Origin of the sequence: Pseudomonas sp. MH9.2, from assembly GCF_034353875.1 — a bacterium.
Classification (GTDB): Bacteria; Pseudomonadota; Gammaproteobacteria; order Pseudomonadales; family Pseudomonadaceae; genus Aquipseudomonas.
Window position 1 is genome coordinate 1,041,880 of record NZ_CP133784.1, and the last position, 17,069, is coordinate 1,058,948.

Below are 17,069 nucleotides of genomic sequence, written 5' to 3' on the forward strand. Positions count from 1 at the left end.
ACGATGGATTTGAAAAATTTTGTATCTCCCACCTAAAGAGCATTGGCGTAAGGATGGGATTAACCCACCTGACCGCTGTCCTAGCTTCAGCACGCCTCATAAAACCGCTGATCGTTAGAGCCTCTGCCAAACTCCATCGCCCCTGTATTCCCGGCAAAATGCAGGATGCTCGACAGCCATTCATGCACTTTGCACGATTCAAGAAAAACACGATATTTTTAAGCTGTTGATTTTATTACGTATTATACAAAGTCCGAGACTGGCACAAACACTGCACTAATCACTCCACGCTTGTTATCCCGTGAGCAATGGAGCCGCTAGATATGACTTTCATTCAAGAAAAATTTGCATCCGTATTTTCCGAGTTCGAAGTCACCACCCAAGCCCGTCCCGATGGTGGAGTGTTGTTGAGTTTGCGCAACAGCGAAGGCAAGCAGATCCGTCGTTCGGTGTCCTACGCTCAGCTGCACACTGCCGTGCAACTGCAGTGGGTGATCAGCGCGATTCGCCGAGACCTGGCCGCACAAGCCAGTGAACTGCCAGCACTCTCCATGCTGCAGAGTCAGCACCGCTTCGATCTGCCGACCTACTACACACGCTGAGTTCATCCAACGTGGCATAAGCATTAGCGAACAAGGCCGTAGGCGCACATTCAGCGTCCACGGCCTTGTTACATGTGCACCCCCATAGAAGCCCACCGCAACAGTTAATACCCTTCCTGAACACTGCGCACCTGCCCGACCGGATAGTTTTATTCGTGCCGCGTTCATCATAAGGTTTCCCTGCCAGGTACATGACGTACCTGATTTCAACTAACAGGTGAACCGGATGAACACGCAAACACTCAAGCGCATCAAACCCACTCAACAGAACACCTTCGGCTTTTACCCGCTGACCAAGTGGTGATGTGTATAACCGCTTAACGTGGTCAGGCACACCATGACGTTATCGTCATGGTGTGTTTCTTAACTGCCGAGTACCCAACAATGAATAACTTAAAACACCTCGACCATTTTTTTGGCTCACGCGATATCAGTTTACTGACAGACTCCAGCGCACTGATTGCCCACGCACAACATCAATCAATCAATGCCCTGTTGATCAACGAACTGAGCTGTTTGCCTGCCAACAGTGTGTGCATCACGTTCAGCAGAGAAGCAACCGAATCGCTGCAACAGCTGGCGGCCCACTGCCAGTCAGGGCAAACGCTGTATACCCAGGCTCACGCATTCGACCCATCGCTGAAAAGCGGGATCTACACCCTCGACCTGATCTGTTCCTGCGACTATCGTCTGGCCATGCGCAAGCAGGAGCAACTGCTGTCGCTGCTCGATGAGCATCACGTGTTGCGCCTTTCCGGGGACAACACACTCGGTACATTGCGCATCGTCAATGAGGCTGCGCCCTACGCGATGATCGAGGAAGACATTCAGGCGTCCAAGGGCTTTTATATATTCCCGCTGGCTGAGTTGCTGGAAGTCCATTACACCCATATGGACCCGGATGAACCCCGGACCTTCACCCTTGATGGCGAATTTAACGTCTCCGGCATCCTCTACGCCCGCGGCTATCCTGATCCGTCTATTGCGCCCCGATTGATCGAATCGTTGGCCAGCCTGGCCCAGGCTGTCGCTGCCCATGGCGCCACGGCGATCATCGTCGACAGTCAGGTCAGGTCCTTTACCGTCAACGCTCGCGACTACTGTACATTGCTGACCGGAGCCACCGGCCCCCGGGGGCTGCACTTGACCGAGTGTGCATTCGGGGTCAATGCCAGCATTGCCGACAAGATCGACTACCGCATCAATTCCCAACTCAACGAAGGTATCGAAGGCCTGCACATCGCTGTGGGGGACGGCCGTCAGGGCTATCACATCGACATGCTGATGCCGGGTGTGGTCGCCACGCCCTTGGGCTGAGTCATTTAATAATGCCTTGGCAAAGCGCCTCCCCCACCGCCTGCGCTCGATTGGAAACGCCTAACTTGGAATAAATACTTTTGAAGTGGTACTTCACCGTGGCTTCGGAAATAGCACGGATAACGCTGATCTCCCACGCTGTCTTGCCTGCGCGAGCCCACTTGAGCACTTCCAGTTCTTTTTCGGTGAGCGCCTTGGCATGCAGTTTTCGGCCTTTGCCGGCCATATGCAGAATAGGGACAAGATTGCTCAACAGGTACTTGTCTCTATCGTTGAGCGTACGGCTCATCGCATTGAGTGAACACACGGTAACAACACCTTGCTGGACGCTAGCCTCGTTGGAATAGCCGTAGGAGGCGCCGGGCATCAGTCGGTAATCCTGAACCACCTCTTTGTAGGTCGGCGTCGGTGGATGACGTTCGAACGCTTTGTCCCAGTCCATGAACCCCAAGTGCTCGCGATAACTGCGGATCACTGGATCATCCATCATCAATCGACCATGACGGTAGAGGTCGCTCCAGACACCGTCCACATTAGAGGTAATGCAAGTCAGCAATACGGTCCCTTTGAACTGATACAGCATGGCCCGCTCACAACAGCATTGGCATCTTAACCACCCCAAGGCATTTTCGATGGCCTTGTCGCCATTGAGTTCTGTAATGCTGACCACCATCTGTTGAATGAGCTGGGTCAAATCGGCGTTGACTGATACTGCACTTCCCATGACCACCTCCCTTTACCCCCGACATAAAGTATTCAGGAATCGACCGACAGAGAGTTGCACAGTAAAAGGCATTTAAAAATAAAGGAAATTATAAACAGGGTTTACTTACTTACCAACAAGCCACTTCCTACAAAGCAATAAGAAAAACCTTACAGACATTTCGCACGATCATAATGGAAGTCATGGCCTATCGTCGGCCGCAATCACCCTCTATCAAGGGTAATTGCAGTTAGAGGGCTTACAACGAAGTCCCTGCAGACGAAAAGCAAAACGTTTTAGAACGCCGACAGGTCAATCACCGCAAAACTGGCGACATTAGCGTGTCCAACCAACTCGCCGCCATTGCGAACCAGGCCACAAGTTGGCATGCCCGCTTGTTGCGCAGCGTCGAGTTCTTCGACGATATCGGACAAAAACAGAATCTCCTCTGCCGGACGACCTATTGCTGCGGCAATGCTGCGATACGACTGCGGCTCGCGCTTGGGCCCGGACGCCGTATCGAAATAGCCGCTGAACAGCGCAGACAGATCGCCTGCATCAGAGCAGCCAAAAATCAGCTTCTGAGCCTGAATCGAGCCAGACGAGTAGACATACAGCTCATAACCTTCCTGATGCCAGCGCTTGAGCGCCTCGACCGCATCCGGGTAAACATGGCCTTTCAACTGGCCAGCTCGATAGCCCTGCTCCCAGACCATGCCCTGCAGCGCCTTGAGCGGCGTGGCCTTACGGTCTTCGGCAATCCACTCCAGCAAAATTTCGATCACACGCTCGACATCAGCCTGGGGTTCGTCGATTTCGTGGCGCACCGCTTGCAACTGCAAGGCCACCGCAGGCTGAGTGGCCTCTTGACGAATAAAGTCCGGCAAATGCCTGGCGGCGTAAGGGAACAACACCTCAAACACGAAACTCACCGCGCTGGTGGTGCCTTCGATGTCGGTAAGGACAGCTTTAATAGGCATGCAAACTCCGGGTCTTTAGTCTTCAAGCCGTGGAAAATGGTTGGCTATCTGTTCGCCGGTGAACGTTGCCACCCAGCCTTCCGGGTTGTTGAACAACCTGATCGCCACGAAATGCGGGTGTTCCCCCATGTCGAACCAATGACGAGTGCCCGCCGGGACGGAGATCAGATCATTCTTCTCGCACAGCACGGCATATACATAGTCGTCGATGTGCAGCGTGAACAAACCACGTCCGGCCACGAAGAACCGTACCTCGTCTTCGGCATGTTGGTGTTCATCAAGAAACTTGGCGCGCAGTTCGGCTTTCTGCGGATGGTCGCGGTCGAGGCTGATCACATCCACCGTGACGTAACCGCGCTCGGTCATCAATTTATCGATCTGTACCTGATACGCGGTAATCACTTTTTCCTGGGAAGCACCCGGCGTGACGGGTGCCGTCGCTTGCCAGCGATCGAAGCCAACGCCATGTTCGGCCAGGGTTGAGGCGATGTCTTCCAGATGGGTCAATACTTTGTTCGGCAAATCAGGCGTAGAGACGTGATAAACGGACAAGCTACTCATGACGGCATTTCCTTAACGGTTCAATAGAGCGCGAGTCTTGAGCTCGCACTCGAACAAAAATTCAAACGCTTCGATCTGACGCAATGCATCGCTCATTCGCGCGCCCCAGGTGTAAAGACCGTGGCCACGAATCAGGTAGCCGGGGCAATCAGGGTGGGCGTCGAGCCAAGGTTGGACCTTTGCCGCCAATCGGGCAATGTCCTGATCATTTTCAAAAATCGGCACGATAACCTTTGATTCATGGGTCGCCACGCCCGCAAATGCTTTCTGCAGTTCATAATTTTCGAACACCACCCTATCCCCCGCCGTCAGGCGCGACAACACGGTCGCATTGACAGAATGGGTGTGCAGCACTGCGCCTACCTGTGGCTTACAGCGGTATAACTGGGTGTGCAGCAAGGTTTCGGCAGAAGGCTTTTTGCCCGGCTCCAGGCTGTTGCCGGAAAGGTCGGTGACCAGCACGTCATCCTGGCCCAACTGACCTTTATGCTTGCCTGACACTGTCAGTAACGCGGTGGTCGCCGACAACCGTGTCGAATAATTACTGCTGGTGGCTGGCGACCAGCCACGGCCATACAAAAAGCACCCGGCGTCGATGATTTCCTGAGCGAGTTGTTCGCGGGTCATGCCCTGTCCTCTTTCATTCGTGTCGCAATCATGACGGCTGCGGCGAGCGCCGCAAGACTGGCAATGCTGAAGGTCCAGCTCGGCCCCAATACATTCCAGCTATAACCAGAATACAACGCCCCCAAGGCACCTCCAGTGCCGGCGAGCGCGGCATACAGCGCCTGCCCTTGACCCTGCTGCCCGGGGCCGAAACTGCGCTGCACAAAATGGATAGCCGCCGCGTGAAAACTGCCGAACGTCGCGGCGTGCAGGATCTGGGCAAACAACAACACAGGCAAATGTTCGGCGAAATTGCCCAGCAGCAACCAACGTAACGCAGCCAGTAAAAAACTCGCCATGAGCACATGGCGAAGGGTAAACCGCGTCAGAATCCGGCTCATCGACAAAAACATCAACACTTCGGCCACGACTCCCAAAGCCCAGAGTAGACCGATGAGGCCGCGACTGTAGCCCAAATGCTCCAGATGCAGGGTCAGGAAGGTGTAATAAGGGCCGTGGCTCAACTGCATCAATGCAACGCTGGCGTAAAAAGCCAGAACACCGGGACTGGCAAGCTGTTTAAGAAAGCCGCCACTGGCCAACCTGTGCGTCGACGGTGCGGGTTGCGCATTGGGCACCCACCAACTGCTGGCGACAATACCGGCCATGATCAACAGTAGCGCCTGCGGGTACACGTCCAGGCTGAACCACTCGAACAGCCGACCCAACGCCACCACCGTGAGGATGAAACCAATAGAACCCCACAGCCGGACCTGGCTGTAGCGGGCGGTCTGCCCCTGCAAATGGGCCAAGGTGATGACTTCGAACTGCGGCAATACGGCATGCCAAAAGAACGCATGCAACGCCATGACCATTGCCAGCCAGGCGTAGCTCTTGTCGAACAGGATCAAGGAAAACGTCAGCAGCGTACAGATCGCCCCAAAGCGCACAATCGCCAGGCGGCGCCCGGTGTAATCTCCCAGCCAACCCCAGATATTGGGGGCGATGCAGCGCATCAGCATGGGGATGGCTACCAGTTCACCGATGCGTGCGCTGGAAAACCCCAGGTGATCAAAGTACAGCGCCAGAAACGGCGCTGTCGAACCCAGCAAAGCGAAGTAGAACAGATAGAAACTGGACAATCGCCAGTAAGGGATCTGACCTTCGGGAAGTGAAACCACGGCTAAACCGCCGTGGCTGCATCACCGTCATCGAGCATTACAGTTGCCCCAGAACAGGCGTCGACACCTGCACATCGGCGTTCTGCCCGCGATTGCGCAGGAAATGATCCATCAACACGATGGCCATCATGGCCTCAGCGATAGGCGTGGCGCGGATACCGACGCAGGGGTCGTGACGACCTTTGGTAATGACGTCGACCGGGTTGCCATGGGCATCAATCGAAAGTCCTGGCGTGGTAATGCTTGAGGTCGGTTTAAGCGCCAGATGGACGACGATTGGCTGCCCCGACGAAATCCCACCCAGAATGCCGCCAGAGTTGTTCGACAGGAAACCCTGCGGCGTCATTTCGTCGCGATGCTCGGTGCCGCGCTGGGCGACGCTGGCGAAACCGGCGCCAATCTCCACGCCCTTGACCGCATTGATACTCATCATCGCGTGGGCCAGTTCCGCGTCCAAACGGTCGAAAATCGGCTCGCCCAACCCAGGCTTAACGCCTTCGGCAACCACAGTAATTTTGGCGCCGACCGAATCCTGATCCCGACGCAACTGGTCCATGTAGGTCTCAAGCTCCGGCACTTTGTCCGGGTCCGGGCAGAAAAATGCGTTCTGATCCACCGACTCCCAGGTCTTGAACGGAATTTCAATCGGGCCCAACTGGCTCATGTAGCCGCGAATCCGAATGCCCTGGCTGGCCAGGTATTTCTTGGCGATGGCACCCGCCGCCACGCGCATCGCCGTTTCACGGGCCGAGCTGCGACCACCGCCGCGGTAATCGCGCACGCCGTACTTGTGGTGGTAGGTGTAATCGGCGTGCGCCGGGCGAAACAGGTCCTGAATTGCCGAGTAGTCCTTGGACTTCTGATCCGTATTGCGGATCAACAGGCCGATAGGGCAACCCGTGGTCTTTCCTTCGAACACACCAGAGAGGATTTCGACTTCATCGGCCTCCTGGCGCTGCGTGGTGTGGCGGCTCGTGCCGGGCTTGCGGCGATCCAGATCGAACTGCAAGTCTTCCAGCGAGAGCTCAAGCCCTGGCGGGCAGCCGTCAACGATAGCGACCAGTGCCGGGCCGTGGCTTTCGCCAGCAGTGGTAACAGTGAACAGCTTGCCGTAGGTATTGCCGGACATGCAGGACGCTCCGCGAAAATAAGCTAAAACAATCAAACGGTCTGTTTATCAATCAAAAACCGCAAGCACGCCAGTATACGCAGGCTGCCTGAGTAGTTCATCCTTCAAGCGTATTGCCGAACCTTATCCGCGTTGACGCGTCCAATCGGCACTTGAACAGATGATGGCCTACCGATGTTACGAGTCACCACTTTAATTCGTGCTATTACCGTAACCCTGCCCCTGCTGACAGGCCTTGCCCACGCAGCCACACCCAGCGTATTGCAACGTCCCATCAGCCTCGATACGGGAACCGGCGAGCTGTTTGGCACCTTATTGCTGCCCAGATCCGACGCCCCTGTCCCCGTGGTATTAATCATCGCTGGATCCGGCCCCACCGACCGTGATGGCAACAACACCGACGGCGGTCGTAACGACAGCATGAAGCTTCTGGCGAGAGTCCTCGCCAAACACAATATCGCCAGCGTGCGCTACGACAAGCGGGGCGTGGCCGCGAGCAAAGCGGCCACGCCCGATGAGCGCAACCTGAGCATCGAAGCCTATGTCGCCGACGCAGCGGCCTGGGGAAAAATGCTCAAGACTGACCCACGCCTGGGACGCTTGATTCTCCTGGGGCATAGCGAAGGCGCCCTGGTCGCCGCCCTCGCCGCAGAGCAAGCTGGAGCTGCGGCAGTGATTTCCGTCGCAGGCACCGGGCGCCTGGTGGATCAAGTGTTGCGCGAACAATTGCAATACCGATTGCCCCCACCCTTGCTGCAACGTAGCGAACAGCTGATCGACTCGCTTAAGGCAGGCCACACCGATGACAACGTGCCACCCGCTCTCGATGTGGTATTCCGCCCGAGCGTGCAGCCGTATTTGATTTCGCTGCTCCGCCAGGACCCGGCCGCCGCCTTCGGAAAACTGCAGGTTCCGGCGCTGATCATTCAAGGTCGTAACGACATTCAGGTGGGGGTGGGTGATGCCGAGCTTCTCCATGCGGCCAAACCCGACGCGGAGCTGGCTCTGATCGACGGCATGAACCATGTCTTGCGTATTGTCCCCAATGACATTGGACGCCAGCTAGCGTCCTACAAAGACCCGCAGTTACCGCTCGCCAGTGAGCTTTCAACGCGAATCCTGCGTTTTATTGGCGCATTGCCCGCCGCGTAATGCGCGCTGGCCTGTCCACAAACCGGCCAATGGCCTTCAGTCCTGAAAAAAACGGCCGATAGCGGATGGCTGGCACTGAGTTTGCTGCTTGGTGCCTGGGCCACAGGACTGCTGATATGACCGACACTCAAGCCACACCCGACGCTGAAGTTGAAGCCGAAAACGCAGCCGTTGCGCCGGATCCTGCGAGCTTGCCGTGGGCGGACGTTCAACCGGAACATTTTAAAATGCTGCGCCTGGCGCCACTGCCGACCGACCGGGCCACCGGCGGCCGCCCATTGCGCTTCGTGCAGTTCGGCCGCGCCGAGCGCAACGATAAAGAACACAGCCTGTTACGCATGGATATCCAATTGCCTGCGCAACGTGTGCGCAAAGAGCAGAACCACCTGGACGTATGGGTCGATCACGCCACTCATCGGGTGCGCTTCAGCCCCGAAGCCGGGTTACAGATAGAACCGTGGAATCGTGGTCTCGGTCGCTTTCTGATGGCTCAGGGCATTCACTGGGCGCAAAAAAGATGGTCGCATTACCAGATCGACGAAAATGTGCTCGCCAGTAAAGACGCCCTTAACGAAGACACGCGCCTGCGCCGGGATAATTTTCTACGCACTCAGGGCTTCGAGATTACGTACGCCGACGCCCAGCACATGAAGGGCAGCGTCAAAGCGGTAAACGTCAGCGAACTGCTTAACACCTGGAACAGCGAAAAGGTCCAGATGGTCGAGATTCTCGACGCGGGCAATATGCTCCAGCAAGCAGAACAGAACTTGCAGGAGCAAGACGTCAAGCTGCGCAAACAGGAGGAGTCCGTCACCCGATTCAAACGCGAAGACAGCAGCTTGCGCTTCACCATCGCTTGCCTGGTGGCGTTCGCGGTATTCCAGGCTGGGCTACTGATCTGGATCGCTACGCACCGTTAGGTTTCCCTTGCGTTAGGAGGCCCCACCGAGTCTTCGCCGCCGCGCTGTCACACAGAAAACCAGGTTGTGATTTGTGTGTTGTTATCGGTGGTGGTGCACCAGATTGCGTAATTGCATGGACTTGACCACCCATTTGCATTGCCACTGATCAGTCAATTGCATTCGTGCTGACCCACCGTTTGCATTCGACTTGACCAGCAGGCGACGTAGTGACGACTGGCAGAGAACGGCCATTTTCTGCCGGTTGCGAAGGCAGAAATCGGCCAATTGCCGTTACTCGGAGTCGACATTCCACCTGAATAGAGCGTTGACCACGAACCTGAAGATCCCCACTCCTACGCGGCTTTCGTGCGGTTCCCTCGTTGGTGATAAAGTCTCGCCAAATCTTAACGAGGGAACGACATGAAATTGTTCGTAGGAGCTTTGGCGGTGCTGATGTTGGCGGGATGTGCTGACTCTGGCCCAATAAAAGTTGGCCCAGACACCTACACGATTTCAACGCGCGTTCCTTTCGGTGGTCCTGCCTCCGCGAAAGGGCAAGCTTTGAAGGAGGCAAACGCGTTTTGTGTGTCCCAGGGAAGGGAAATCCTCCTCGACCATATGCAGGCGAGCGAATGCGCGCTACACGGAGGCTGTGGGGAAGCAGAGATATTTTTCTTTTGCCTAGCCTCGGGTGATCCGCAGCTGAAACGTCAAAAATACAGCCCCGACCCGACTCAGAAGATCGAAATTGATCAGCGGTAGACAGCTCCTGTAGTAGGCTCGGTTGAGAGCCGCGGCAACCTAGTGTCTCGGAAATCCTGACACGAAAAAGCCCAGACTAGTGCTGGGCTTCGTTGTTTCTGGGGTTATGCGGCCAGGGTCGTCATCTCTTGCGCGATGCTTCCAGGTAGCGTGACGAATGACATCTTTCGATTACTGCCTGTCGCCACCCGCAGCAATGGGTCGCCTGCGGCCTCCCACGACGGCCAGAAGCGGCCTGTCGCAACAGATCGACAACCTGACTGACAATCTGTTGCAGTGATGGTCACGGGGAACGGGTCAAACCTTCGCCCCGCCCGTCGCTACTCGCTTGGATATTCGACATAAGCGATGACCTTACCAAAGGGCGCACTGGCCATACCGATAGGCATGCTCAACGTTGGGTGCCCTGGTACCTGAGTATTGATCACCGAAACTTGCTCTCCTGGGGCGGAGTTGTCGGCGGCAACCATCAACAAGTAGGCACCATCAGCCGGCGCAACGCCGGTCCAAACGATCGCCAGGGCGTTGGTACCGGTCAGGTTGTCAGCCACGACATTACCTTGCATATCGAGCACCAGCGCCTTGGGTTTCAGTGCGCTCTTTGCCAACCCCATGCACATGTTGTTGCACATCGAGATGACATTGATCTTGTAGCGTTGGCCCTTGCGTAACGAGAACTCGAACAGTCGATAGTTACTTTTTTCTGCACCTGAAGCGATACGGGGATCCGTTGCGCTGATTTCCCAGCGGGTGGGAAACAGACCACGATTGACCGGCAACGGCACCGCCTGTGAGAGGCGGACCGCCTCCTGGAAAGAGTGAGCAATGGGGGTACCGCTCGCCTGGACCTGGTCGGTGTACTGCTGCCCAGAATTGTTCGAACAGCCGACCAGCAGTAGAGCTGCCACCAAGGGAAGTGTGTATTTAAGCATCGCGAATCGTCCACGGAGTTCTGTTGAATTTGAATTCCGCGCTTTTATGTGAAATCTGCGAGAATTTGGTCAGCCAAACAATTTTGGTAAATAGACCTCATTGCTTTCCCTGCTCGTCATCTTAGCTGAAGTGGCGCAGGCTAGCCTTCAAGCCTGGGCAATAGGCCATCATAATGGTTATTTTAGGCTTTTTCCAATGAATGGAGTCTGGCCTTGATCGAGAGAAGAGTACGGATGTTCTCTAGGGCTGGGGCTGTCATCGAGTAGCGATCAGGTGTAATTGGTGAGGAGCGCCTTGTATTTCCCGCTATAGATTACGCCATCCAGCGATGGCCTGGTCGGTCAGAACTGAATCGCCCCGGTTTCGTAGACACCCGAAGGCCGCTTGGGGTCGTTTTCAGCCGGTCACGACAGGCAGAAAACGACCCACTCCGGCCAGTCATGACAGGCAGAAGTCGGCCGATTCTGTTGAAAAAGTCGGCCTTAGTTTCCATTGAAAAAAGTAAGCGCCTGAGATTGAAATCCAGAATTTTCGCGGAAGCATTCGGACTGAGATTTCACGTAGCAGCGTGCTAGAAGGAGCTTTCACCGATCAATTTTTCGGCAGTTTGAAAAAACCGACTTTTTCAACAGAATCGGCCGGTTGCAGTCCTTCAGTCCTTGACTGAAGCACTCCCCCTGAGTGGCACCCGCTGACACCCATCAACTGCAAAAACTGGTCAGCGCGAATGCAAACGACTGGTCAGTGGCGATGCAATTAGGTGGTCAAGTGGGATGCAATTACGCATCAGATAAACCGCCTTCGCGAACAAGTTCGCTGCCTGGATTTTGTCTGAATTGACTGCCGAATTACGGCAAGGCCCCTTCTCCCGAAGGCTGGAGCAAGGGAAGTCCGAACCTAAGCGAGGATCCGTATAGGAGGGGCAAAGCGTTAATGAGATGGTCAGCCCAGCACGAGCCCCCGGTAAACCTAAACTTACCGGGGTTCTCACTTTCTCGAAGGCGCCGTATCACGCCCCCCTCATTACGATCAAACCCGAGAAGCGAACAGCGCTTGATGTTCGCGGCATTGCTCGGCCGATAACATGAACACGCCATGCCCTCCCCGCTCAAACTCCAGCCAGGCGAAGTCGACTTCCGGGTACAGCGCCTCGACATGGATCTGGCTGTTGCCGACTTCGACGATCAGCAAGCCCTTCTCGGTCAAATGTTCCGCAGCCTGACTGAGCATGCGCCGCACTAGGTTCAGACCGTCATCGCCACAGGCCAGCGCCAACTCCGGCTCATGTTGATATTCATCCGGCATGTCGGCGAAATCTTCGGCATCGACATAAGGCGGGTTGGAGACGATCAGGTCGAATCGCTGCCCCGGCAAACCGTCGAAACCATCACCCTGCACGGTGTAGACGCGCTCATCCACGCCGTGACGCTCGATGTTCTGATTCGCCACTTCCAGCGCTTCGAAAGAAAGGTCGGCCAACACCACTTCAGCGTTGGGGAACTCGAACGCACAGGCAATGCCGATACAACCGGAGCCCGTGCACAGGTCGAGAATGCGTGCTGGGTCTACTGGCAACCACGGCTCAAAACGTTTTTCGATCAGCTCGCCAATCGGTGAACGAGGGATCAGAACCCTTTCGTCCACGATGAACGACAGGCTACAGAACCACGCCTCCCCCAGCAGGTAAGCGGTTGGGATGCGCTCGTCAATGCGGCGTTTGAGCAAGCGTTGCAGATTAACCAGCTCGTCGTCTTCCAGACGGCAATCCAGGTAGCTGTCGGCAATTTCCCACGGCAGATGCACCGCGCCCAGCACCAACTGACGGGCTTCGTCCCAGGCATTGTCGGTGCCGTGACCAAAAAACAGATCTTCCCCATGGAAACGGCTGACGGCCCAACGGATATGGTCGCGCAGGGTGCGCAGGCGGGAAGTGATCACGGGGGCATGCTCCTTGAAAAAACGACGGACGATTCTATCAGCCATGGTCTGAACAAACGATGCCCAAAAGATGATTGATCACCCCCTCGACAGCAGACAACCTGCGATGACTTCGTAGCCACGAAGCAGGCAAAATGACATGAATCGCAAACAGTCCGATGGCTTGCAGCCCAGTAACCACGCCACTTCCAATCGTTGCCATTCACAGAACCGCTCAGCCAGAGGACAATGTGACAAAAGCGCCACCGACAGGAGCCCCAGATGTCCGACCCAAAAACGATGTTTCAACTCAGTGGCCGTGGTTACGCACCGGCTAATCTGAGCAATGCCAGCCTGATCATTATCGATGCGCAGAAGGAGTACGTCAGTGGTCCGCTGGCGCTGACAGGCATTGATGAGGCCGTGGCCAATATCTGCCAATTGGTGGACGCTGCCCGGGCAGCGGGTCGACCTATCGTGCATGTGCGCCATCTTGGCACCGTGGGCGGTTTATTCGATCCGCAAGGTGAGCGCGGCAAGTTCCTTCCCCAGCTATTGCCTCAAGGCGAAGAGCCGGTCATCGAGAAGCTCCTGCCAAACGCATTCCACGGCACTGGCCTGCACGATCTGTTGCAACGCTTGGGGCCTCTGGACCTGATCGTGTGTGGCTTCATGAGCCATTCAAGCATCAGCACCACCGTACGCGCAGCCAAAGACTACGGTTATCGCTGCACGTTGGTGGACGACGCCTGCGCAACCCGAGACTTGCCCAGCAAGCAGGGCGTGATCAGCGCCAAGATAGTTCATCAGACCGAGATGGCGATCATGGCGGACAACTTCGCAACGCTTGCACTGACCCGGGATTTGATCTGAGTCAGGCTTGATCCATCAGGATGCTGACCCGGCCTCATCGCTTTGGCAGCTCCTGAAAAACGGCTGGGTTACCTCTGCCAAAGAGACGAATTGGATGTAACCGCCCATCCATTAATCATCCCCACAGCCCTTGATTTCCGCCAAAACGGGAACCACCAGGTTATATCCTGGTCAGAGCGCCGATACCCTGAGAGGAAATCGGAATGAAGATATCCGATGGTTTCGATGCTCGTCGCTTGCGCCCAAAAGGCCCAAGCAACTGGCGGATGCGCTTCGGCGCCGCATTTGCAGCACTGTTGGCCACCTGTGGCGTTTTACTGGTGATGGCCGGTATTGCCAGCTTGATCGGTCACCCGCCAGCACTGGGCGAGCTCAATGCCAGCGCGGGCGGAGCGAGTCTCGTGGTGGCGATCGGGTTGTTCCTGCTGTATCTCGGTGTCTCGATATGGCGTCGCTGCCGTCGTCGTCTGCGCCGGCCCAGCGAGCTGAACATGGCACCGCATCTGATGAAAAAGCACGACTGAGGCTGACAAACCCTCTTCGTATCGCTCACTGGAAACACAACCGGGCACAGCGATAACGTTTTAGTCACGCCTGGCAAGGCGTGACGCAGGTAAACTAGCCGTCCTGCGCGGAGGCTTAAATGCAAGACGACGATTTTTCCCTGTTTAAAAACGAGATCCGCGGCGTAAAGCCGATCAAGCACGATCACGCAGACGTCGGCAAACCCAAAGCCGACCGTAAGCACCTGGCCAAACTGCGTCAGGCTGCTACTGTGCGCACTGACTCGGTGATCGTTGATGGCCTGTCCGACCAATTCGTCATCGACGTTGGCCCGGAGGACGTATTGAGCTGGGCTCGTGATGGCGTCCAGGAAGGCCAGATGCGCAAGCTTAAACTCGGGCAGATCAGCTTCGAGGGGGGCTTGGACCTGCACGGCATGAGCGTCGAAGTAGCGCGGGAAACACTCTGGGAGTTTTTGGCCGAAGCGACCAAGCTGGAAGTTCGTTGCGTGCGCGTGACCCATGGCAAGGCGGTGCGCCTGGATGGCAAACGCCCGATGATCAAAAGCCACGTCAACACATGGCTGCGCCAGCATTCACAAGTGCTGGGCTTTGCCTCTTGCCTGGCAAAACACGGCGGCGCGGGCGCCGTTTACGTCATGCTCAAACGAACAATGATGGAAGGCCGCGACGAGTAACTCCTTAAGTCGCAGCCTTAATGATTGCGGACCGTCAGGCTGCTTGGGTGTCACAGCCTGACTGGATCAGATCCGATTCGATCAACGCCGGCCACCCTCATAGTAACGGTGACCATGCCCATAACCGTCATGCCAAGGTCCAAAGAAACAGCCCGACATGGACGACAATACCACCACCACAATCGCCATTTTCACTACTCGACTCACCATACATTCGCTCTCTTCACGACAGGTATTTATTACCTGATACTTCAGACATCAACGGCTTTCGTATCGCCAACCGATGACTGTAAAGGTTAGGTAAATGCCTGGTGATTGATCGCGATTTTAAACTTCCCCCGTGGCCTCGGCCAGTGTCGCCAAGACTTCCTCCATATGATTGATGGAGTCGCGTAAATCTTCAAAAGCGCGCTCAAGCGCATGATGGCTATTGGCAGGATTGTTGCCCGGCAAAAGTTTGGAGCTGACGTCTTCTTCCGCCTTTAGCTGATGAATGCTCGCGCGTAGCGTCTCTAACTCCAGTGCAATACGACGAAGATGCTCTCGCCTTATCTCGCTCATGAACGTGCTCCTTTCAACAGCGTGGGGCCAGGCGAACGAGAAGAGCATCGCCTGGCCCCGAGCATCAACCAATCGTTAGCTTATCTTCAACTTTGTAAACACCGGGGACAGACCATGCCGCCCGCTCAGCTGCCTGACGTTCGAGCCAGAGGTGAACCTTACCTTCGAGTTTCACGGTGCCACCAGTGACTTTGACATGAATACCGTGAGCCTCAAGGGCAGCATTGCGCTTCAGCGCATCTTCGATCCTGCGTTGAACGTCTGCAGCATTCACCCGTGGTTTAAGCGTGAGCAGGTTAGTGACGCCCTTGACACCGGACAGTTTGCGCACTGCACGTTCAGTGGCTTCTTTCTGGAATTGCCAGTCCACTTCGCCTTCCAGCGTTACCCAGCCAGCCTGAACCCTGACCTTGATTCGATCATCCGGAACTTCAGTGTTCCAACTGATGACATCCAGTGTCCTGGAGGCAATGGTGTCGTCCGCGACGACGAAGTCACTCGGAAAGCGCACTTCGATTTCCTCGGCAATGGCTCGAACACCCTTGACGCTCTTCACGGCACGCTCCGCCGCGATTTTTTGCGCATAGTTAGTGACATGACCTGTCAGTGTGACGACGCCCTTATCTACAGCTACACCGATGTGGACCGCATCAATGTTCGGCTGGAATTCAAGCTCATCCAAAATATCCTGGCGTAGACTTAAATCGTTCATGGCGGATCCTCGCGTTCTTTATGGACTCATTGATTTCTCGCATCTGACAGCGAGCTTCCCACTGCTATTATGGTTTTACCCCCCGAGGCTGGAGCGGTATTGAGTTTTATCAACAATCCATCCTGTGCCTGACAGACCGACGCGCAAGGGCGCCAGCCGTCCGTGTCCAAAGCAGACTGACGGCACTGTCTTCCATCCCGCCAGGATTGACTGAATATTTTTGCAGTGACACTGAAGGAGGATTCCACATGGCCAAAATCAAAGCGCTGGCGGGTGATTTTCTTCAAGGTGATGGCGAGTACAGTTCCGGTTCAATTACGCTCACGACACCCCTTTACCCCTGGCCCGGCATCAAGATTTCGGTTTCTACGATAAAAAATCTGGAGGTAGCCAGCGAAGCGTCAACTAAAAAAACCGCAGACGCTATCGGCTTTGGATTGACCGGCGGGTTGGTGTTGGGGCCTGTAGGCGCCGCAGCAGGTTTCATGCTGGCCAGTGAGGAAAAGGAAGTGACGTTTTTGGCAACGTTAAAAGATGGCAGAAAGCTTCTGGCGGCAACCGACGACTGCACCTACCGGCAAATAGCGCAGGATGTCGGCAAGCCGCGTTTCTTCACAGCCACGACCAGGCAGTGACACTGTCGAGACGTTGTTATGACGCTCCATCCAGATCGTTAGCCACCCAGCAAGACTGATTACCCTAACAACCGAGCCCGGCCCGACGCCGGGCTCTTTGCCGTCGGCGTTCAGATCGCGTCGACCGTGCAACTGCTGTCACACCTACGCTACCATGTGCCTCATTGGCGGGCATGGACCCTGCATTCATCGCCAATCAGCTCGGCCATAGCGTGCAAATGTTACTATCCACGTACGCCCGATGGATAAACGCCAGCACCGACTGGCGCCAACTCGAAAAGCTCGAAACAAGCCTGATTGGCACACATCTGGTACAGACAGAAAATGTACCGCCCTGAAACC

General features: G+C 55.8%; 20 protein-coding genes and 1 pseudogene. 11 read left to right on the plus strand and 10 right to left on the minus strand.

The features are described from left to right. Positions 1-323 precede the first annotated feature (323 nt). Positions 324-602 (plus strand): DUF3509 domain-containing protein, encoded by a 279-nt coding sequence (locus RHM55_RS04745; RefSeq protein ID WP_322179791.1) that lies wholly within the window; start codon positions 324-326, stop codon positions 600-602. 384 nt (positions 603-986) lie between these two features. Further along, complete coding sequence (locus RHM55_RS04750; RefSeq protein WP_322179793.1) at positions 987-1,919, plus strand: hypothetical protein; 933 nt, start codon at positions 987-989, stop codon at positions 1,917-1,919. A 1-nt stretch (position 1,920) separates the two neighbouring features. Here the strand turns inward: RHM55_RS04750 and RHM55_RS04755 are convergent, their stop codons facing one another. From RHM55_RS04755 to aroC, 6 genes are all read right to left on the minus strand, one after another. Continuing rightward, positions 1,921-2,643: a helix-turn-helix transcriptional regulator gene (locus tag RHM55_RS04755; RefSeq protein ID WP_322179795.1), complete on the minus strand. Its 723-nt coding sequence runs from the start codon at positions 2,641-2,643 to the stop codon at positions 1,921-1,923. A gap of 275 nt (positions 2,644-2,918) precedes the next feature. Further along, entirely contained in the window at positions 2,919-3,602 is a 684-nt protein-coding gene (mtnC, locus tag RHM55_RS04760) for an acireductone synthase (RefSeq protein ID WP_322179797.1), read from the minus strand. Between the two features lie 15 nt (positions 3,603-3,617). Further along, complete coding sequence (locus tag RHM55_RS04765; RefSeq protein WP_322179799.1) at positions 3,618-4,163, minus strand: acireductone dioxygenase; 546 nt, start codon at positions 4,161-4,163, stop codon at positions 3,618-3,620. 12 nt (positions 4,164-4,175) lie between these two features. Next, positions 4,176-4,790 (minus strand): methylthioribulose 1-phosphate dehydratase, encoded by a 615-nt coding sequence (locus RHM55_RS04770; RefSeq protein WP_322179801.1) that lies wholly within the window; start codon positions 4,788-4,790, stop codon positions 4,176-4,178. Then, the gene (locus RHM55_RS04775) at positions 4,787-5,926 is read right to left on the minus strand and encodes an MFS transporter (protein WP_322182742.1); all 1,140 of its coding nucleotides are present in this window, start codon (positions 5,924-5,926) and stop codon (positions 4,787-4,789) included. Before RHM55_RS04775 ends, RHM55_RS04770 begins: the two co-directional genes overlap by 4 nt. 61 nt (positions 5,927-5,987) lie before the next feature. Further along, complete coding sequence (gene aroC / locus RHM55_RS04780) at positions 5,988-7,079, minus strand: chorismate synthase (RefSeq protein ID WP_322179803.1); 1,092 nt, start codon at positions 7,077-7,079, stop codon at positions 5,988-5,990. A gap of 174 nt (positions 7,080-7,253) precedes the next feature. On the opposite strand from aroC, the gene RHM55_RS04785 reads away from it, so the two are divergent. From RHM55_RS04785 to RHM55_RS04800, 4 genes are all read left to right on the plus strand, one after another. Next, a complete protein-coding gene (locus RHM55_RS04785; RefSeq protein ID WP_416152002.1) occupies positions 7,254-8,231 on the plus strand; it encodes an alpha/beta hydrolase in 978 nt (325 codons plus the stop codon). A 116-nt stretch (positions 8,232-8,347) separates the two neighbouring features. Continuing rightward, positions 8,348-9,151, plus strand: coding sequence for a hypothetical protein (locus tag RHM55_RS04790; RefSeq protein WP_322179805.1), 804 nt, complete (start codon positions 8,348-8,350; stop codon positions 9,149-9,151). A gap of 402 nt (positions 9,152-9,553) precedes the next feature. Further along, positions 9,554-9,895: a hypothetical protein gene (locus RHM55_RS04795; protein WP_322179807.1), complete on the plus strand. Its 342-nt coding sequence runs from the start codon at positions 9,554-9,556 to the stop codon at positions 9,893-9,895. Between the two features lie 157 nt (positions 9,896-10,052). Beyond that, positions 10,053-10,175 carry a hypothetical protein gene (locus RHM55_RS04800; RefSeq protein ID WP_322179809.1) on the plus strand — a complete coding sequence of 41 codons (123 nt, stop codon included), beginning with the start codon at positions 10,053-10,055 and terminating at the stop codon, positions 10,173-10,175. A gap of 40 nt (positions 10,176-10,215) precedes the next feature. On the opposite strand, the gene RHM55_RS04805 is transcribed toward RHM55_RS04800, so the two are convergent. Further along, positions 10,216-10,827 carry a hypothetical protein gene (locus RHM55_RS04805; protein ID WP_322179811.1) on the minus strand — a complete coding sequence of 204 codons (612 nt, stop codon included), beginning with the start codon at positions 10,825-10,827 and terminating at the stop codon, positions 10,216-10,218. Between the two features lie 1,030 nt (positions 10,828-11,857). Further along, on the minus strand, positions 11,858-12,766 hold the full coding sequence (prmB, locus tag RHM55_RS04810) for a 50S ribosomal protein L3 N(5)-glutamine methyltransferase (RefSeq protein ID WP_322179813.1): 909 nt from the start codon (positions 12,764-12,766) through the stop codon (positions 11,858-11,860). A gap of 261 nt (positions 12,767-13,027) precedes the next feature. On the opposite strand from prmB, the gene RHM55_RS04815 reads away from it, so the two are divergent. The 3 genes from RHM55_RS04815 (at position 13,028) to RHM55_RS04825 (ending at position 14,819) form a co-directional block, all read left to right on the plus strand. After that, positions 13,028-13,618 carry a cysteine hydrolase family protein gene (locus RHM55_RS04815; RefSeq protein ID WP_322179815.1) on the plus strand — a complete coding sequence of 197 codons (591 nt, stop codon included), beginning with the start codon at positions 13,028-13,030 and terminating at the stop codon, positions 13,616-13,618. Between the two features lie 203 nt (positions 13,619-13,821). Beyond that, positions 13,822-14,142, plus strand: coding sequence for a hypothetical protein (locus RHM55_RS04820; protein WP_322179817.1), 321 nt, complete (start codon positions 13,822-13,824; stop codon positions 14,140-14,142). Positions 14,143-14,261: 119 nt separating this feature from the next. Then, on the plus strand, positions 14,262-14,819 hold the full coding sequence (locus RHM55_RS04825) for a Smr/MutS family protein (protein ID WP_322179819.1): 558 nt from the start codon (positions 14,262-14,264) through the stop codon (positions 14,817-14,819). Positions 14,820-15,146: 327 nt separating this feature from the next. On the opposite strand, the gene RHM55_RS04830 is transcribed toward RHM55_RS04825, so the two are convergent. Both RHM55_RS04830 and RHM55_RS04835 read right to left on the minus strand, forming a co-directional pair. Further along, the gene (locus RHM55_RS04830) at positions 15,147-15,380 is read right to left on the minus strand and encodes a hypothetical protein (protein WP_322179821.1); all 234 of its coding nucleotides are present in this window, start codon (positions 15,378-15,380) and stop codon (positions 15,147-15,149) included. 64 nt (positions 15,381-15,444) lie between these two features. Next, positions 15,445-16,092, minus strand: coding sequence for a BON domain-containing protein (locus RHM55_RS04835; RefSeq protein ID WP_322179823.1), 648 nt, complete (start codon positions 16,090-16,092; stop codon positions 15,445-15,447). A gap of 248 nt (positions 16,093-16,340) precedes the next feature. Here RHM55_RS04835 and RHM55_RS04840 point away from each other — a divergent pair, with 248 nt between their 5' ends. Next, positions 16,341-16,727, plus strand: a complete 387-nt coding sequence (locus RHM55_RS04840; protein WP_322179825.1) for a hypothetical protein — start codon at positions 16,341-16,343, stop codon at positions 16,725-16,727. Between the two features lie 112 nt (positions 16,728-16,839). After that, positions 16,840-17,065: pseudogene (locus tag RHM55_RS04845) on the plus strand (site-specific integrase); the annotation flags it as partial. Positions 17,066-17,069 lie beyond the last annotated feature (4 nt).

Bases quoted from the DNA above. Each gene is read 5' to 3' on its own strand.
- RHM55_RS04745 (WP_322179791.1), top strand. From the start codon at position 324: ATGACTTTCATTCAAGAAAAATTTGCATCCGTATTTTCCGAGTTCGAA.
- RHM55_RS04750 (WP_322179793.1), top strand. From the start codon at position 987: ATGAATAACTTAAAACACCTCGACCATTTTTTTGGCTCACGCGATATC.
- RHM55_RS04755 (WP_322179795.1), bottom strand. From the start codon at position 2,643: ATGGGAAGTGCAGTATCAGTCAACGCCGATTTGACCCAGCTCATTCAA.
- mtnC (WP_322179797.1), bottom strand. From the start codon at position 3,602: ATGCCTATTAAAGCTGTCCTTACCGACATCGAAGGCACCACCAGCGCG.
- RHM55_RS04765 (WP_322179799.1), bottom strand. From the start codon at position 4,163: ATGAGTAGCTTGTCCGTTTATCACGTCTCTACGCCTGATTTGCCGAAC.
- RHM55_RS04770 (WP_322179801.1), bottom strand. From the start codon at position 4,790: ATGACCCGCGAACAACTCGCTCAGGAAATCATCGACGCCGGGTGCTTT.
- aroC (WP_322179803.1), bottom strand. From the start codon at position 7,079: ATGTCCGGCAATACCTACGGCAAGCTGTTCACTGTTACCACTGCTGGC.
- RHM55_RS04785 (WP_416152002.1), top strand. From the start codon at position 7,254: ATGTTACGAGTCACCACTTTAATTCGTGCTATTACCGTAACCCTGCCC.
- RHM55_RS04790 (WP_322179805.1), top strand. From the start codon at position 8,348: ATGACCGACACTCAAGCCACACCCGACGCTGAAGTTGAAGCCGAAAAC.
- RHM55_RS04795 (WP_322179807.1), top strand. From the start codon at position 9,554: ATGAAATTGTTCGTAGGAGCTTTGGCGGTGCTGATGTTGGCGGGATGT.
- RHM55_RS04800 (WP_322179809.1), top strand. From the start codon at position 10,053: ATGACATCTTTCGATTACTGCCTGTCGCCACCCGCAGCAATGGGTCGC.
- RHM55_RS04805 (WP_322179811.1), bottom strand. From the start codon at position 10,827: ATGCTTAAATACACACTTCCCTTGGTGGCAGCTCTACTGCTGGTCGGC.
- RHM55_RS04815 (WP_322179815.1), top strand. From the start codon at position 13,028: ATGTCCGACCCAAAAACGATGTTTCAACTCAGTGGCCGTGGTTACGCA.
- RHM55_RS04820 (WP_322179817.1), top strand. From the start codon at position 13,822: ATGAAGATATCCGATGGTTTCGATGCTCGTCGCTTGCGCCCAAAAGGC.
- RHM55_RS04825 (WP_322179819.1), top strand. From the start codon at position 14,262: ATGCAAGACGACGATTTTTCCCTGTTTAAAAACGAGATCCGCGGCGTA.
- RHM55_RS04830 (WP_322179821.1), bottom strand. From the start codon at position 15,380: ATGAGCGAGATAAGGCGAGAGCATCTTCGTCGTATTGCACTGGAGTTA.
- RHM55_RS04835 (WP_322179823.1), bottom strand. From the start codon at position 16,092: ATGAACGATTTAAGTCTACGCCAGGATATTTTGGATGAGCTTGAATTC.
- RHM55_RS04840 (WP_322179825.1), top strand. From the start codon at position 16,341: ATGGCCAAAATCAAAGCGCTGGCGGGTGATTTTCTTCAAGGTGATGGC.